15 protein-coding genes are annotated in these 13753 nt (G+C 65.8%); 6 read left to right on the top strand and 9 right to left on the bottom strand.

Translation table 11 applies throughout. The annotated features are described in order from the left end of the window. Nucleotides 1-32: 32 nt before the first annotated feature. Nucleotides 33-419 carry a suppressor of fused domain protein gene (locus AC50X7_RS06960; RefSeq protein ID WP_494978323.1) on the bottom strand — a complete coding sequence of 129 codons (387 nt, stop codon included), beginning with the start codon at nucleotides 417-419 and terminating at the stop codon, nucleotides 33-35. Next, nucleotides 416-808: a hypothetical protein gene (locus AC50X7_RS06965; protein ID WP_494978324.1), complete on the bottom strand. Its 393-nt coding sequence runs from the start codon at nucleotides 806-808 to the stop codon at nucleotides 416-418. The genes AC50X7_RS06960 and AC50X7_RS06965 overlap by 4 nt, the downstream gene beginning before the upstream one ends. 636 nt (nucleotides 809-1444) lie before the next feature. On the opposite strand from AC50X7_RS06965, the gene AC50X7_RS06970 reads away from it, so the two are divergent. Genes AC50X7_RS06970 through AC50X7_RS06985 form a run of 4 tightly spaced genes read left to right on the top strand, consistent with a single transcriptional unit; the run spans nucleotide 1445 to nucleotide 5639 of the window. After that, on the top strand, nucleotides 1445-2560 hold the full coding sequence (locus tag AC50X7_RS06970; RefSeq protein ID WP_494978325.1) for an ABC transporter substrate-binding protein: 1116 nt from the start codon (nucleotides 1445-1447) through the stop codon (nucleotides 2558-2560). Then, the gene (locus AC50X7_RS06975; protein ID WP_494978326.1) at nucleotides 2557-3417 is read left to right on the top strand and encodes an ABC transporter permease; all 861 of its coding nucleotides are present in this window, start codon (nucleotides 2557-2559) and stop codon (nucleotides 3415-3417) included. The genes AC50X7_RS06970 and AC50X7_RS06975 overlap by 4 nt, the downstream gene beginning before the upstream one ends. Beyond that, nucleotides 3393-4187, top strand: a complete 795-nt coding sequence (locus AC50X7_RS06980) for an ABC transporter ATP-binding protein (protein WP_494978327.1) — start codon at nucleotides 3393-3395, stop codon at nucleotides 4185-4187. Before AC50X7_RS06975 ends, AC50X7_RS06980 begins: the two co-directional genes overlap by 25 nt. A gap of 60 nt (nucleotides 4188-4247) precedes the next feature. Then, nucleotides 4248-5639 (top strand): LLM class flavin-dependent oxidoreductase, encoded by a 1392-nt coding sequence (locus AC50X7_RS06985; RefSeq protein ID WP_494978328.1) that lies wholly within the window; start codon nucleotides 4248-4250, stop codon nucleotides 5637-5639. Between the two features lie 25 nt (nucleotides 5640-5664). Here AC50X7_RS06985 and AC50X7_RS06990 read toward each other — a convergent pair whose 3' ends face one another. The 4 genes from AC50X7_RS06990 to AC50X7_RS07005 all read right to left on the bottom strand — a co-directional run bounded on the left by AC50X7_RS06990 (nucleotide 5665) and on the right by AC50X7_RS07005 (nucleotide 9541). Continuing rightward, complete coding sequence (locus AC50X7_RS06990; protein WP_494978329.1) at nucleotides 5665-6477, bottom strand: phosphatase PAP2 family protein; 813 nt, start codon at nucleotides 6475-6477, stop codon at nucleotides 5665-5667. A gap of 76 nt (nucleotides 6478-6553) precedes the next feature. Beyond that, a complete protein-coding gene (locus AC50X7_RS06995) occupies nucleotides 6554-7348 on the bottom strand; it encodes an oxygenase MpaB family protein (protein ID WP_494978330.1) in 795 nt (264 codons plus the stop codon). 256 nt (nucleotides 7349-7604) lie between these two features. Further along, nucleotides 7605-8651 (bottom strand): hypothetical protein, encoded by a 1047-nt coding sequence (locus tag AC50X7_RS07000; RefSeq protein WP_494978331.1) that lies wholly within the window; start codon nucleotides 8649-8651, stop codon nucleotides 7605-7607. A 26-nt stretch (nucleotides 8652-8677) separates the two neighbouring features. After that, on the bottom strand, nucleotides 8678-9541 hold the full coding sequence (locus AC50X7_RS07005; protein ID WP_494978332.1) for a phosphatidylinositol-specific phospholipase C/glycerophosphodiester phosphodiesterase family protein: 864 nt from the start codon (nucleotides 9539-9541) through the stop codon (nucleotides 8678-8680). Nucleotides 9542-9858: 317 nt separating this feature from the next. Here AC50X7_RS07005 and AC50X7_RS07010 point away from each other — a divergent pair, with 317 nt between their 5' ends. Both AC50X7_RS07010 and AC50X7_RS07015 read left to right on the top strand, forming a co-directional pair. Continuing rightward, entirely contained in the window at nucleotides 9859-11331 is a 1473-nt protein-coding gene (locus tag AC50X7_RS07010; protein ID WP_494978333.1) for an HNH endonuclease signature motif containing protein, read from the top strand. A 253-nt stretch (nucleotides 11332-11584) separates the two neighbouring features. Next, on the top strand, nucleotides 11585-12010 hold the full coding sequence (locus AC50X7_RS07015) for a universal stress protein (protein WP_307093851.1): 426 nt from the start codon (nucleotides 11585-11587) through the stop codon (nucleotides 12008-12010). A gap of 197 nt (nucleotides 12011-12207) precedes the next feature. Here the strand turns inward: AC50X7_RS07015 and AC50X7_RS07020 are convergent, their stop codons facing one another. The 3 genes from AC50X7_RS07020 to purU all read right to left on the bottom strand — a co-directional run bounded on the left by AC50X7_RS07020 (nucleotide 12208) and on the right by purU (nucleotide 13753). Then, nucleotides 12208-12450 (bottom strand): hypothetical protein, encoded by a 243-nt coding sequence (locus tag AC50X7_RS07020; protein ID WP_494978334.1) that lies wholly within the window; start codon nucleotides 12448-12450, stop codon nucleotides 12208-12210. Nucleotides 12451-12603: 153 nt separating this feature from the next. Further along, entirely contained in the window at nucleotides 12604-12819 is a 216-nt protein-coding gene (locus AC50X7_RS07025) for a hypothetical protein (protein WP_494978335.1), read from the bottom strand. A gap of 4 nt (nucleotides 12820-12823) precedes the next feature. Next, the gene (purU, locus tag AC50X7_RS07030) at nucleotides 12824-13753 is read right to left on the bottom strand and encodes a formyltetrahydrofolate deformylase (protein ID WP_494978597.1); all 930 of its coding nucleotides are present in this window, start codon (nucleotides 13751-13753) and stop codon (nucleotides 12824-12826) included.

Raw genomic sequence — 13753 nt, forward strand, 5'->3', positions numbered from 1 at the left:
ACTGTTTCACCCTGCACACATAGCTGCGTGCCTTACCGCCGACGTCTCCTGAGGGCAGCCACCAGCCTTGAGGCTTTGCTCTTCCTGAGGCTCGGGTGGAGCTCCCGGTCCAGGTCCCAGGATTTAACTTCCCATTCCTCCCACATTCCCAGCAGTTCGTCGGCCCGGTTGCCGTACCGGAACTCGGCTTCCTCCGGGAAAACCGGCAAGGCGTCGAGGAAGGTTATGTGGCGTCCGTCTTTCAGCTGCAGGTCGGGTAACAGGTCATCCGCGCGCTCCGTCACCCCCATCCTCGAGGATCCCTTGGGCCATCTGAAGATCCCCACCGTGGTGCCTTCCGTCGAGGTCATGGTGCCGAACTCAGGCTCGGCGCCGACCACCGAAGTGTAGTGTTCCTCCAGCTCATCAAGGTGCTTCACGCCGCCTCCACTTCCACGTGGTCCAGGCACTCGATGATGACTTTTTCCGGCTCCCGGGGGTGGTCACCCCACACCCGAAACTGCACGTCCTCGGTCAAGGTCCTGATGCTGGCAATCGGGTCAAGGTAAACGGTGATGAGCTTGACCAGCCGCCGGCTGGTGAGCAATGTTCCTTCGAAGAGGAGCACCAGGCCTGAATCCGGCGCTGCCGTCGCTATCCGCAGGTCCACCTCGCCGTCAACATCGTGTTGGACAGCTATGGCCAGCATGCTCGGCGTCTCCCACTTGTTCGCGATGCCGTCGATATCGGGCACCACGGGGTCGTCCTCGGTTTCCAGGAGAAGCAGGGCGTTGGGGAAGGCCACCCGTTGGCGGAGGAGCGTGCTCACGCTGCCTGCTCAGCGAGCACGGCGTGCAGCACGCCGGGAAAGTAGCTCACAAAATCGTCGATGGCACTTGATTCCCCACATCTGCTCCCCATGTAGACATTCTGCCCCACACTGTCCGGCTCGCACCCTTCACCCGTTGATGTCCCCAGCGGCGGGAGCCGGCAGGTGGCTGCCTCGACGAGGCTCAGCGAGCCATGCACCGGTACGAACCGGCAGCTCCAGTCACATTAACCTGCGTTGCGGATCATGGCGCCGCGTTGCCCGCTTTGACCCCGGAATAGCGCAATAAGTAGCGCCGTTTCCTCGCGTTGAGCGTTCGTTTCGCGGTGCTGGCCAAGGCCACGAACGGCGTGCTTAGGTGTTTCAACGGTTCCAACCAGGCCGCACCAACAGCACCCGCAACGAACAGGAGGACCCGATGCCGGACACAACCCACCACACGCAAGGCACCGGCTCCTTGGTCCTCTCCTGTCGCCTCCGAATGTGCCCGTCGCGCCGACTGTGTCCGCCGTCCATAGGCTCAAGCACCGGCCGCTGACCCGCACGACGGCGGCACACGCCTTCATCCCTTGACCCGCCTCCACGGGCGATTCATCACGCCCGGATACCCCCTACCTTCCTTTCGAAAGGCTCAGCATGTCCCTCGCAGCGTCCTCCCCGCCCCAGCTGAACCGCAGCCCGTCCTTTACGAGGCGAACGGCGCTGGGCGCACTCCTGGCGATTCCCGCCGTCGGACTGCTGACCGCCTGCGGCGGCGCAGCCACGGCCGGCAACCAGGCCAGCCAGGCGTCCTTCGCACCGCTCGCCACCTCAGTGCCGGCAGGGACCACCATCAAGGTAGGCGATCCCAGCATCAAGGTGGCCCTGGAACTCTCCGGCCTGATCAAGGACCTGGACGGCTTCAACGTGGAGTTCGCCAACATCTCCGGCGGACCGCAGACCACCGAAGCCTTCCGGGCCAACGCCCTGGACGCCGGATCGGTGGCCGACATTCCGCCCATCCACGCCACTTGGACCGGCCTTGACGTCCGCATCATCGCGAGCGCCTACCGGCAGGACGCCGTGAACCACCCGTTGTACGAACTCGGCATCGCTCCGGGCGCCGGCATCGACAAGCTGGAGGAGCTGCGCGGCAAGAGGGTGGCCTACAGCCCGGGCCAGGCCCAGGGCGCACTGGTCCTGCGGATCCTCGAGAAGGCGGGCCTTGCCCAGGACGACGTGAAGCTCGTGGAACTGCCCAGCACAGGAGATACCTATGTCACCGCGCTGGCCAGCAAACAGGTGGATGCCGCGCCCCTCGGCGGGGTGCAGATCAAGCGTTACCTCTCCAAATACGAGGCCGACGGCGGCACTACCCTCCGGCACGGCCTGCGCGATGATCCGGGACACCTCTACTCCCCGGCCAAAGTCCTGGCCGACCCCGCCAAGGCCGCTGCCCTGGCCGCCTACGTGAAGGTGTGGGGCAAGGCACAGCGGTGGATCGAGGACCACCCCGAGGAATGGCTCGAGGGCTACTACGTCAAGGACCAAGAACTCTCCCGCGAGGACGGCCAGTACCTGATCGAGGCAGCTGGCAAGCGGGACGTCCCCACGTCCTGGGCCGAAGGCATTAAACGGCACCAAGAGACCATCGACCTGCTCTCCCGTGAACAGAAGAAGCCGCAGCTGACAGCCGCGGACCTTTATGACGCCCGCTACGAGGCCATCGCCGGCACCGCCTTCGCCGCGGCGGGCAAGGGAGTCACCGCGTGAGCGCCGCCTTGCTGGAGCGTCCCGCCGTCGAACCGCACCTGGATCCGGCGCTCGCCACCCGTGAGGACGTGCGGCCCACGGGCCGCCGGCTGGGACCCGGACGACGACGCCGGTTCGCCTGGCTGCTGGGCCCCTCGGTGCTGCTAGCGCTGTGGACAGTCTCTTCCGCAACCGGGCTGCTCGATCCGAGGATCCTCTCCGAGCCCTGGACAGTAGTAGCCACGGCAGGCGAACTCCTCGCCGACGGCCGGCTGCAGGAAAACCTGGCCATTTCCGCCCAGCGCGCCGGCCTGGGATTGTTCTTCGGCATCGTCGTTGGCGCCCTCCTGGCTCTGCTGTCCGGGCTGAACCGCGTGGGTGAGGCGCTCATCGACGGACCGGTGCAGATCAAGCGCGCGATTCCCGGCCTCGCCCTGATCCCGCTCCTCATCCTGTGGTTCGGCATCGACGAGACCATGAAGGTCCTCACCATCACGCTCGGCGTTTTCGTCCCCATTTACCTGCAGACGCATGCCGGGCTGCGTGGAATCGACCTGCGTTATGTCGAACTCGCGCAAACCGTCGGGCTGAGCCGCGCCGCCTTCATCCGCAAGGTGGTCCTCCCGGGCGCCCTGCCCGGCTTCTTCCTGGGCCTGCGCTTCGCGGTCACCGGCGCCTGGGTATCCCTGGTGGTGGTGGAACAGATCAACGCCACCAGCGGCATCGGCTACATGATGGAGCTCGCCCGCACTTATGGCCAAACCAACATCATCGTCCTCGGACTGGCCGTCTACGGCATTCTCGGCCTGATCTCCGACGGCGCCGTCCGCTTCTTCGAACGAAAGGCCCTCTCATGGCAGCGCACTCTGGCGGGCTGACGGCCGTCGCCCCTTCCGGCACAGCACCTTCTGCCGTCGAATTCCCCGGCGGCACCGTGTCGGTCCGTAATTTGATCCGCAGCTTCGGCCCGAAGGGCGTGCTGAACGGCGTGGACCTGGACATTGCCCCGGGTGAGTTCGTGGCGCTCCTTGGTCCCAGCGGCTGCGGCAAAAGCACCCTGCTCCGGGCGCTCGCCGGGCTGGACCACGACGTTCGCGGCAGCGGTGTGATCAGCGTCCCGGAGCGCGTGTCAGTGGTCTTCCAGGACTCCAGGCTCCTGCCCTGGGACACCGTCCTTGGCAACGTCACCCTGGGTATTCGGGAGCACGACGCCGAGGCCCGGGCACGCAAGGCCCTCACCGAAGTGGGGCTCGCCGGCCGGGAGAAGTCCTGGCCGCACGAGCTGTCCGGCGGTGAGCAGCAGCGCGTGGCGTTGGCACGCTCCCTGGTCCGCGAACCGCAGCTGCTGCTGGCGGACGAACCGTTCGGTGCCCTCGACGCCCTGACCCGGATCAAGATGCACGGGTTGTTACAGGATCTTATTGCCGCCCACCGCCCGGCCGTCCTGCTGGTGACCCACGACGTGGACGAAGCCATCGCCCTTGCGGACCGGATCGTGGTGCTGGACAGCGGGCGTGTCGCCACCATCCGTACGGTGGCCCCGGAAGTCGGCTCCGCAGCCGGAACCCATACAGACGCCGCCGGGCACGAGGCGCTGCGCCGCGACCTCCTGGCCGACCTCGGCGTCGAGCCCGCTGTCAGTCATTAACCCGCCCTGCCATCACCCTTCCCAAACCTAGCCACGCCGAACTTTCCCAAGGAGCACCGCATGACTTCCGAAAACCCTACCGAAGACCCTTTAAGCCAGCGTCGCCTTCACCTCAACGCCTTCCTGATGAGCACCGGCCACCACGAGGCGTCATGGCGTCTCCCTGGGAGCGACCCGCAGTCCAGCACGAATGTGGAGCACTACAAGCAGCTGGCACGGACGGCTGAACGCGGCAAGCTGGACTCCATTTTCTTCGCGGACTCGCCCGTGCTCTTCGGCGAGGTGGGCCGCCGCCCGGCCGGAAAGCTTGAGCCCACGGTGCTCCTTACCGCCATCGCCGGCGCCACCGAGCACATCGGGCTGATCGCCACGGCCTCCACCACCTATAACGAGCCGTTCAATCTTGCCCGCCGGTTCGCGTCGGTGGATTGGGTCAGCGGCGGCCGCGCCGGGTGGAACGTTGTCACCACCGCCGGACCCGACGCCGCCCGCAACTTCGGCGTGGACGATCAACCCGCCCACGCCGTCCGGTATGAACGTGCCGCTGAGTTCATCGAGGTGGCCCAGAAGCTGTGGGACAGTTGGCAGGACGACGCCGTGCTCGCGGACAAGGAGGAGGGCGTCTGGGGTGATGCCGGAAAGATCCGCGTAATCGACCACGAGGGCAAGCACTTCAAGGTCCGCGGACCGCTGAACGTGCCGCGCCCGCCGCAGGGGCACCCGCTGATCGTGCAGGCCGGTTCGTCCGAGGACGGCAAGGACCTCGCCGCGCGGTACGCGGACGCCGTCTTCACTGCCCACCAGACCCTCGCCGACGCGCAGGACTTCTACCGCGACCTCAAGGCGCGAACCGCTGCTGCCGGCCGGAACCCGGAGACCATCAAGATCCTGCCGGGCATCGTGCCGGTCATTGGCGCCACCGAAGAGGAGGCCCTGGAGCTGGAACGGGAACTGGACCGGCTGATCAAACCCGAGTACGCACGGATCCAGCTCGCCAGGACGCTGCGCGTAGACCCGGAGGACCTTCCGTTGGACCGCCAACTCCCGGACGACCTGCCCAGCGAGGACGCGATTGAGGGGGCCAAGAGCCGCTACACGCTGATTGTCCAGCTCGCCCGCCGGGAGAAGCTCACGGTCCGGCAGCTGATCGGCCGGCTGGGCGGCGGACGCGGCCACCGCACCTTCACCGGAACGCCCGTCCAGGTGGCGGACGCCATCCAGGAATGGTTCGACGGCGGCGCGGCGGACGGCTTCAACATCATGCCGCCGGTGCTTCCCTCCGGGCTGGAGGCTTTTGTTGACCAGGTGGTGCCGATCCTGCAGGAGCGCGGCCTGTTCCGCACCGAGTACACCGGCCACACGCTGCGGGAGCACTACGGCCTGGATCGGCCGGACAACCGCTTCGCCGATTCACCGGCCGCAGAACTGGCCTCGATCGGGTCGGCACTCTGATGGGCGTGCACCTGCCGGACGCAGATCAGGCAGGGTGCACGCGGGTGGTGAGGTAGAGGCGGTGGGCCGTGATGACCAGCGCCAACCACGCGGCTCCCAGCGCCCAGGCGCCCAGGACGTCCGTGAGCCAGTGGTGCCCGAGGTAAACACGGCTCAGCCCCATCGTGGCCGCGAAGACCCCTGCAGCCACACCGGTCAGGACCCGAGCGCGGGCGGACTTGAGTCGGAGGATGATCAGGTAGGCCACGATCCCCGCAATGACCACTGAGTTCAGCGAGTGGCCGCTGGGGAATGAGGCGGAGTATTCGTACGGCGGCACGGCGTCTGCGAGGTCCGGCCGGGTCCGGCCCACCAGTTCCTTGCCGGCGATGGTCATCAGGAGTGAACCGATGCCGGCAACAAGCATCAGAATGACCGGGGTAAAGGACTTCCGCTTCACCGCGAGCCCGATCATGATGGCCAGCGCCAGCACGGGCATGCCCACGGTCCCGCCCACGTCCGTGTATCCGGTGATGACCGTGTCCAACACCGGGGACCTGAGCGTTTTCGCGCCGTCCAGGATCGGATGGTCCAGCCCCGCAACGCCGTCGGCCTGGACCACGGATTCGTACACCTCGGCGAACACCGCGGCAAGCGCAACGGCCAACACCGCACCGGCGGCAAGGATGAGAACCAAAGCCGCATGTGAACCCAGCAGCCGGCTGATCCGCTGGACAGTGGAGGCCAGGAGCTGGCCGGGTTTGGTATCCCACCGAGTCAGGTCCTGCCCGCCAACAAAGCGGTCCTGGTGGACTTCGCCGCTCACCCCGGCTTCCGGCAGATTCTTTCCTGCAACCATTTCCCTGAGCCCTCTCCCGCCACCACGAACTGAATTAGTAAGCAAGCTTATCTTGCGCGGCGGGCTTATGAGGGAACTACGCAATGACTCCCTGGCGGGGTGAAGTTTCCAGTTGGTTCAGGCAGTAGTTCTTGAACCAGTGCCGGATGCGCTGCGGCAGCTTCGGGTAGATCGCAGCCAGGGCCTTCATGGTGCGGTTGAAGCGGCGCTCGTGGCGGTCGCTCCAGGGCAGGCCGAAGTCGTTGCGCAACTGGTGGGGAAGGAGACCCGCGGTGAGGAATCGGGCGAACGGCATGATGGCGCGGTACCAGGGCGCGGCGCGCTTCGGGTAAAGGAGGCCCCGGCCCACCCGTACGGCGTTCTCATCGGCGCGCAACGTGCGGATCCGCTCGTCCCAGTAGCGGCGGAATGCTGCCCTGTCCTCGGGCCACATCCGCTCCGGAAGCTGCAGGGCCGTGCCAAGTTTCGCGTAGTCGCGGTACATCGCGTCGGCGGCATCGTCGTCGAGCGGTCCGTAGATTTTCTCGGTGATGGTGAAGGCGGTGTCGTAGAGCGTCGCCGTCACCCAGAGCTGCAGGTCGGCGTTGTAGGCGTTGTATCCCGAGGAATTTTCATTGGCAGCGCCGCGAACGGGCACGTGGGCCCGGTTCACCCGGCGGCGGACCTCCTTCAGCTGTTCGTCCGAGCCGTAAACGACGGCGTAGACGTAGGTGAGGGTGCCTGTGAGCCTGTTGATCGGGCGGTCCGTGAATGTGCTGTGCTCGGCGACGCCGCGGCCCACGGCGGGGTCGGCGAGCTGCAGCAGGATGGCACGTCCTGCTCCGGCCAGCAGGATGCCCTCTGCCCCCAAATCCGCAAGTCCACGCACCATCTCAACAGGGTACCGGAGGAGCCGAAAGAACGGACGACGGCGGGACCTCACGTCCAGCGGGCGCGAATATCCCGGGGCGGGAAGCCACGGCCCTAGGATGGGTTTCGGTGGGACAGTTACAGCGGTCCGCGGAAGCTATCCACTAAGCTTCCTTGCACCAACAAAAAGAAGCGGACGACGCCGGGACCCCCCGCCGTCGTCCGCTTCCTTTGTGTGCCGCTATTGTCTGGTTCAGCTGCTACCGTCCCGCTTCCAGCTACTGGGTGAAGGGGACCTTCTCCCATGCCAGGACCGGTGCGTCGGCGGCGCTGTTCCCGGACACCGTGAACCTGACGTAGTTGGTGGCGTTGGCCGAGCCGTCCACGGTGATTCGCTGCAGATCGTCCGCGGCTTCCTGCTGGCCGTAGATTTCCAGCCAGGGTGAGCCCGCCGCGAGCGGCTGGTTTTCGGCAAAGACGTGGCTGTCCCCGTTGATGAGGTAGACCGGCGCGTCGAACCGGTTGGTTTCCTCGATGATGGTGTCCACAATCTCCCGGAAGCCGGACATTGAGTCCGGGTTGGCCGTAGCCGCGGCGAGGAGCGAGGGATCGAACATGTCGGCCTGGGTCATCAGCACCACGGCCCTGTCGTTGCGGCGGGCGGCGTCGGCGAACGTGTCACGGATCTGGTCCAGGACGGCGTCCGTGCGGTGCTCCACTTCGGCCTGCTGCTCGGGGGTGACGGCGGTTTCGCCTAGGCCGCTCCACGGCAGGAGCGAGTTGTTGCTGCCCTGGACGTTCACCACGGAGAAAGCCACGCGGTTCTGCGTAAACTGGACGTTTTCCGGGAGCCCCAGCTCCTTTTGGGACTTGACCGGCATCGTGGCGCCGAGGGTCTTGCCAGGCTGGTTGAAGAACACTTCCCTCAGCTTGTCCAGCCGTTCCAGCGGGTTGTAGGCACCGTTGTTGGTGCGGTGGCAGTCCACCCACTCGTTGTCGCCCGGCGTAAAAATCAAGGGGTGCTTGAAGGTGTCGAACTGCTGCCGGATCGACGCAAAGTATTCGTCTGAGCAGACGGATGATCCGTTCTTGATGTCGCCCACGTGGGCCACGAAATCAAGGCCGCTGTCCGTATTGATGTCCGTGATCCGGGCGGGGAACTTGGCGATTTCGGCGTCACCGTAAGGGATGTCGCCGATGACGCCGAAGCTGAATGCGTCCTTGGTGGGCGCGGTGTCCGCAGCGTTGGCGGGTTGGGACGCAACAAGACTGAGCGCGAGGAGGGCCGCCGTCGTCGTTGTTGCCGTAAGGGTTTTCGAAGTCATGGTGTTGCCTGTCTGCTACCGGGTGGCTACTGCGTGCGGGATGCGAGGAATTGCTGCAGCGCCTCGAGGTCATCGGTGTTGATGTGGTCCACGCCGGCGTCGAAGAGCTCGTTCCAGATGGCCTCGCGGGCGGGGCCGGCCTGGTCCGGGGTGGCCCAGAAGCGGACGCGGTAACCTTCAGCGTGGGCGGCGGCAACGTAGGCGTGCAGCTTGGCGCGCTCGGCCTCGGGCATAGGTCCGACGCCCTGCCAGGTGAAGAGCTTGGTCCAGTTGTCGCTGACCAGCGGCATCAGGCCGGCAGGCTTGCCGGCGGTCAGGTCGGCGGAGCGGCCGTCATAGAACGAGAACCGCTTCTCCTGCGCCTGCATCGTGGCCAGCGGGCGGTTGCCGCTGATGACCGCGGTGACGGGGCCGGTCTTGGTTTTGCCCTGGCTGTAGCGGCTCATGATGTCGCGGTGCTCGGCCAGTTCCTGCTCAATGGCGGCGTAGGTGGCTTCGCCGTCGCTCTTGATGTCGATCAGGAGCTGCAGGCTGCCGTCCCATCCGGGGTACACACTGTGGCCCTGCTGGCCGCGGACCAGGTCTTGCAGCGGTTCCAGGTAGAGGCTTTCGAGCGTGACGCCGGGCTGGACGTCCTCGAGGTCGTGGGCCACGAGGAGTTCTCCGTCAACCAGCCAGACATCGGCTTCCACGCTGGTGAAGCCGTGTTCCAGGGCGTCGAACAGCGGGCGGTCGTGCTCGTAATCGTTGTGGGCGTGCGCTGCGGCGAGGGGCTGCCCGAGGGTTACGGGAGACGGGCTGGATGCCTGGGTAACGGTGGAGGGGGCTGCGGCCGTTCCGGTCAGGGAGGTCAGGGCAACGAGGGCGGCGATGGTGCTTTTCACGAACACGAAGTACTCCTTGGTACAACTCATGGGGATTCACTGGCCGGCCTTGGGGGTGCGGGCCAGTGGGTGCGTGAAAAGCTTTGTCGCCGCGCAATAACGCAGGAGGGCCCCATGGTTGCGGGACGGTTAACAGGAGGAGTCCGGCGCCGGCATCAGTTCCAGCTCCTGAACGAATGGGACTAATGGCCAAAACCGGTTGCCACTGCCCGCCAAATGGTGTTTGGCGGCCGGAGCGGTGGTTGAGCTTATCGAACCGGCGGTTGAGCTGCTTGAGATCGCTTTTCGACCGGAATGTCGGACCCCCTTGCCATGATGAATCCATGGGCAAAGCGGCGGTGGCGAAGGCGTTTGAGGACATCAAGGCCGCTCTTGCCGTGCTTCATGCCGAGGTTGACGGAGCCGGCTTCGGGGCAGTTGATGAAGCTGATCCGTTGGCCGCGCTGGCGGATGGCTGCCTGGACATCCTTGCCGGCGCCGCAGTTGTCGAGGCCGGGATCGCGGGTCTGAAGGCCCGGGCTGCCGTCGCGTATTCGGATACTGTCTACGCTGTCGCGCCGGTGGACGCGCCGGTGCAGGCCCAGGAGATGGCGGTCGCCGCCGAAATCGGCAGCCTCCTAGCCCTCAGCGGCAGGGCCGCGGGCGCCTTCCTGGCCGCATCCCACGCCCTGGTCACCACGCTGCCGCTGACCTTGACCGCCCTCCAAGCAGGGACGATCTCCTGGCGGCATGCCCAGGTCATGGTCGAAGAAACCGCCACCCTCAACCCCGCCGGCGCGTCGGCCCTTGAGACCCACTTCCTGGGCCCGGACGCGCTGCAACCTGCCGCGGCGGCCAAGCTCGGAGAAATACCGGCGTACCGGTTCAAAGCCAAAGCCCGCGCCTGGCGGGAACGCCACCACGCCGAGTCCATTGAAAAGCGCCACGCCAAGAGTGTGGCGGACCGGCGAGTGGAGTACCGGCCGGACAAGGACGGGATGGCATGGGTCTCGCTGTACCTGCCCGCGGACACCGCCTGCGCCATCTGGAACCGCTCCACCGCCCTCGCCCGCGGACTCCAAGGCCCCTATGAGCCCCGGACGCTCACACAACTACGGCTCGACACCGCCGCCGGCCTGCTCCTCAACGCTCCCGCTGCGGGCAGCTTCGGCAACGGGCACCACAGTCTCGAGGTTGGAAAGGTCCCTGCACCTAAGGTTGATGCGCTCGTCACCGTCCCGGTGTTCGCGCTGCTCGGCGTCACCGACGAACCAGCCACACTGGACGGCTACGGCCCGATCCCGGCATCCATGGCCCGCAAACTCGTCGCTGATGGCGCCAGCTCGTTCTACCGGGTCCTCATCGACCCCCGCGATGGCGCACCACTGGAAATCGGCCGCACCAGCTACCGCCTCACCAAACCCATGAAAAGGACACTGCAGCTCAGGGACGGCAAATGCACCTTCCCCGGCTGCAGCAACCCATCCCTCGACAACGACGCCGACCACCTCACCGCCTGGCAACACGGCGGAACCACCGGCATCAGCAACCTCGCCCAACTCTGTCCGAAACACCACCACCTCAAACACGCCACTGGCTGGAGACCAACCCCGGCAACCAAGGACCAACCGCCAGGATGGACCTCACCTACCGGCAGACACTACAAAGCCGAACATCACGACCGGGAACCACCCCGCTGGCCCGACATACTGCAAACGCTGTCCGATGATCCCCCTCGCGACCCTCCGGACTTTGTCTACATCGGAGTGTCCCCGGGGGAAGACGACCTGGAGAGGTTCCTTCACGCCACCGGCTGAACTGTGCGCACCGGGCGCCTTGAACGAGCCAGTCCTTGGGGTTGGACCAGTTCTCCGGCAGGGCATGAAGGTCACCCGCCTGGGCCAGGCCGCGGGTACGTCCCCGTGGACTGTCCCGGACGACTTTGAGCTCCCGGCGCTAAGCGGACTGCAAAGCAAGGCTATCCGCAAGATGACATGGGGTTTCCAGGCCCCTGTTCCCTAGACTGGCTACGGAACGCTAAATCACAGATACCAGCAAAAGGAGCACGGTATGAGCGGAGTAGTTGTTGTAGGTGTTGATGGCAGCGAGTCGGCCAGGAAAGCCGCGGAAGCCGCAAAGGACCTGGCCACGTCGCTGGGAGCGTCGCTCCACGTGGTGACCGCGTTTGAGACCGAAAGCGCCGAGACTTTCGGCGTCGGGTCGGACAAGGTGCGGATCTCCAACGCCGACAGCGCCGAAAGAGTCGCCAATTGGCTGGCCTCGAACACGGGGCCGGGCTTGGAGATCACCCACTCCGCTGCCCGCGGCAAGCCCGCTGATGCCCTGATCAAGGAAGCCATGCGCCTGGACGCCCGGCTGATCGTGGTGGGTAACCGCAGGATGCGCGGGATCGGCCGCCTCCTGGGCAGCGTCGCCAACAGCGTGGCGCACAACGCCCCCTGTGATGTCTACATCGCCAACACCTACGACGACTAGCAGCTAAGCCAAGCAGCGGGCGACGCCGGGACTTCCCGCCGTCGCCCGCTTGCGTTTGCGGGCAAGAAGGTGCGGGCCACCTGGATCATTGGTATTGCTCCCCCGGTATTCCTTCGGGAGCCAGGCGCCCAACACGGCCAGCGCACTGATCCAGGTTGTTGCCTGCCGTTTCCGGCCCGCACCGTCAGTACTGTCCGCTAGCTCGACACGTCCCTTTCGATCTCTTCGGCGAGGTCGTCCACGGCCTCGGGACGCAGGTTGATGCCGGCTTCGTCGAACCGTTCCTCAAGCACGTGGCTCACGTCGTCCTGGACGTGGCCCAGGCGGATCTCGTCTTTGACGTCTTCCGCAATGCTTTCCGCAGTCTCCACGCCGTCAACCTCCCCCACGCTGTCATCATCATCAAAAGGGGCACGGGCGATATCAGCTGAGTCAGTCATACCTCATCGTTGCCCGTTGCCGGCGTGCGGTCAACCACGGACCATCAGCGCCCGAAGGCGAGCGACTGCGCAACGGTGACCGTGATCAGGACAAGGAAAGTGACCCCAACCGCCCACGCTTCCAGCCGCAGCCTGGTTCGAGGTTGAGGCCCGTTACGCCGCAATTTCCACTTGTACATAGTCCTCCTTGAGGAACATCCGCCGTTCCTGCCAGCCGTCGAGTACAACCCAGATGATGGAGCCGTCAGGCGTCGAGTCATCAACAAAACCCGTGCCGATGTGCAGCCCGTGCTGCGAAAGCCGCACCGGCTGCCCCATCAACAGGGCGTTCCACGACACCCGGCGCCACTGCTGGCCCTTTGCCTTCATGGCTTTACCGCAGGATGACCGTGCGGTTGCCCAGCAGCAGGATCCGCCCCTCGCAGTGCCAGCGGACAGCGTTGCGCAGCGCGACGCACTCGGCATCCCGGCCCGCCGCCACCAGGTCATCGGCGGTGTACGTGTGGTCCACCTCGATAACCTGCTGCGAGATGATCGGGCCCTCGTCCAGTTCGGCGTTCACGTAGTGCGCGGTGGCACCGACGGTTTTCACTCCCCGCTCGTAGGCCTGGTGGTACGGCTTGGCACCCTTGAAGCTGGGCAGGAATGAGTGGTGGATGTTAATGGTCCGGCCCGCGAGCTTGGCCGAGAGCTCGTCGCTGAGCACCTGCATGTAGCGGGCCAGGACCACGAGTTCCACGTCGAGTTCGTCCACGAGCTCCAGAAGCCGGGCTTCAGCGTCGGCCTTGGTGTCCTTGGTGACCGGCACGTGGAAGAACGGGATGCCGTCCCACTCCACCAGGCTCGCCTGGTCGCGGTGGTTGGAGACGACGGCGACGATCTCCACCGGGATATCGCCCGTCCGTGCCTGGAACAGCAGGTCGTTCAGGCAGTGGCCCATCTTGGACACCATCACCAGCACCCGGCGTTTCCGGCCCTGCGGCTCCAGCTGCCAGTTCATCTGCCACTGCTCTGCCAGTGGCGTGAAGTCCCGGCGCAGGTCCTCGGTGCTGAGTGGCTCCTGCCCGGTGGGAGACACTGACGACCCGGAGGAGAAGTGCACGCGCATAAAGAAATGCCCGTGCGCCTTGTCGCCGTACTGCTTGATGTCGATGATGTCGCAGCCGTGCTCCAGCAGGAATGCCGACACCGCGTGGATGATGCCCGGCGACTCTGCACAGTCAACAGTCAGGACATGCTCGACGGCGGCGGCCGGCTCCGCCGTCGTCGCACCTCGTCCAGGGGCGGTTACAGGCGCATCCAG

The organism is Pseudarthrobacter sp. Hb11, from assembly GCF_059383655.1.

Excerpts from the sequence above, each read along its gene's own strand:
- AC50X7_RS07025 (WP_494978335.1), bottom strand. The coding sequence starts at position 12,819 with ATGAAGGCAAAGGGCCAGCAGTGGCGCCGGGTGTCGTGGAACGCCCTG.
- AC50X7_RS07010 (WP_494978333.1), top strand. The coding sequence starts at position 9,859 with ATGGGCAAAGCGGCGGTGGCGAAGGCGTTTGAGGACATCAAGGCCGCT.
- AC50X7_RS06985 (WP_494978328.1), top strand. The coding sequence starts at position 4,248 with ATGACTTCCGAAAACCCTACCGAAGACCCTTTAAGCCAGCGTCGCCTT.
- AC50X7_RS07000 (WP_494978331.1), bottom strand. The coding sequence starts at position 8,651 with ATGACTTCGAAAACCCTTACGGCAACAACGACGACGGCGGCCCTCCTC.
- AC50X7_RS06980 (WP_494978327.1), top strand. The coding sequence starts at position 3,393 with ATGGCAGCGCACTCTGGCGGGCTGACGGCCGTCGCCCCTTCCGGCACA.
- AC50X7_RS06970 (WP_494978325.1), top strand. The coding sequence starts at position 1,445 with ATGTCCCTCGCAGCGTCCTCCCCGCCCCAGCTGAACCGCAGCCCGTCC.
- AC50X7_RS07020 (WP_494978334.1), bottom strand. The coding sequence starts at position 12,450 with ATGACTGACTCAGCTGATATCGCCCGTGCCCCTTTTGATGATGATGAC.
- AC50X7_RS06990 (WP_494978329.1), bottom strand. The coding sequence starts at position 6,477 with ATGGTTGCAGGAAAGAATCTGCCGGAAGCCGGGGTGAGCGGCGAAGTC.
- AC50X7_RS06995 (WP_494978330.1), bottom strand. The coding sequence starts at position 7,348 with ATGGTGCGTGGACTTGCGGATTTGGGGGCAGAGGGCATCCTGCTGGCC.
- AC50X7_RS07015 (WP_307093851.1), top strand. The coding sequence starts at position 11,585 with ATGAGCGGAGTAGTTGTTGTAGGTGTTGATGGCAGCGAGTCGGCCAGG.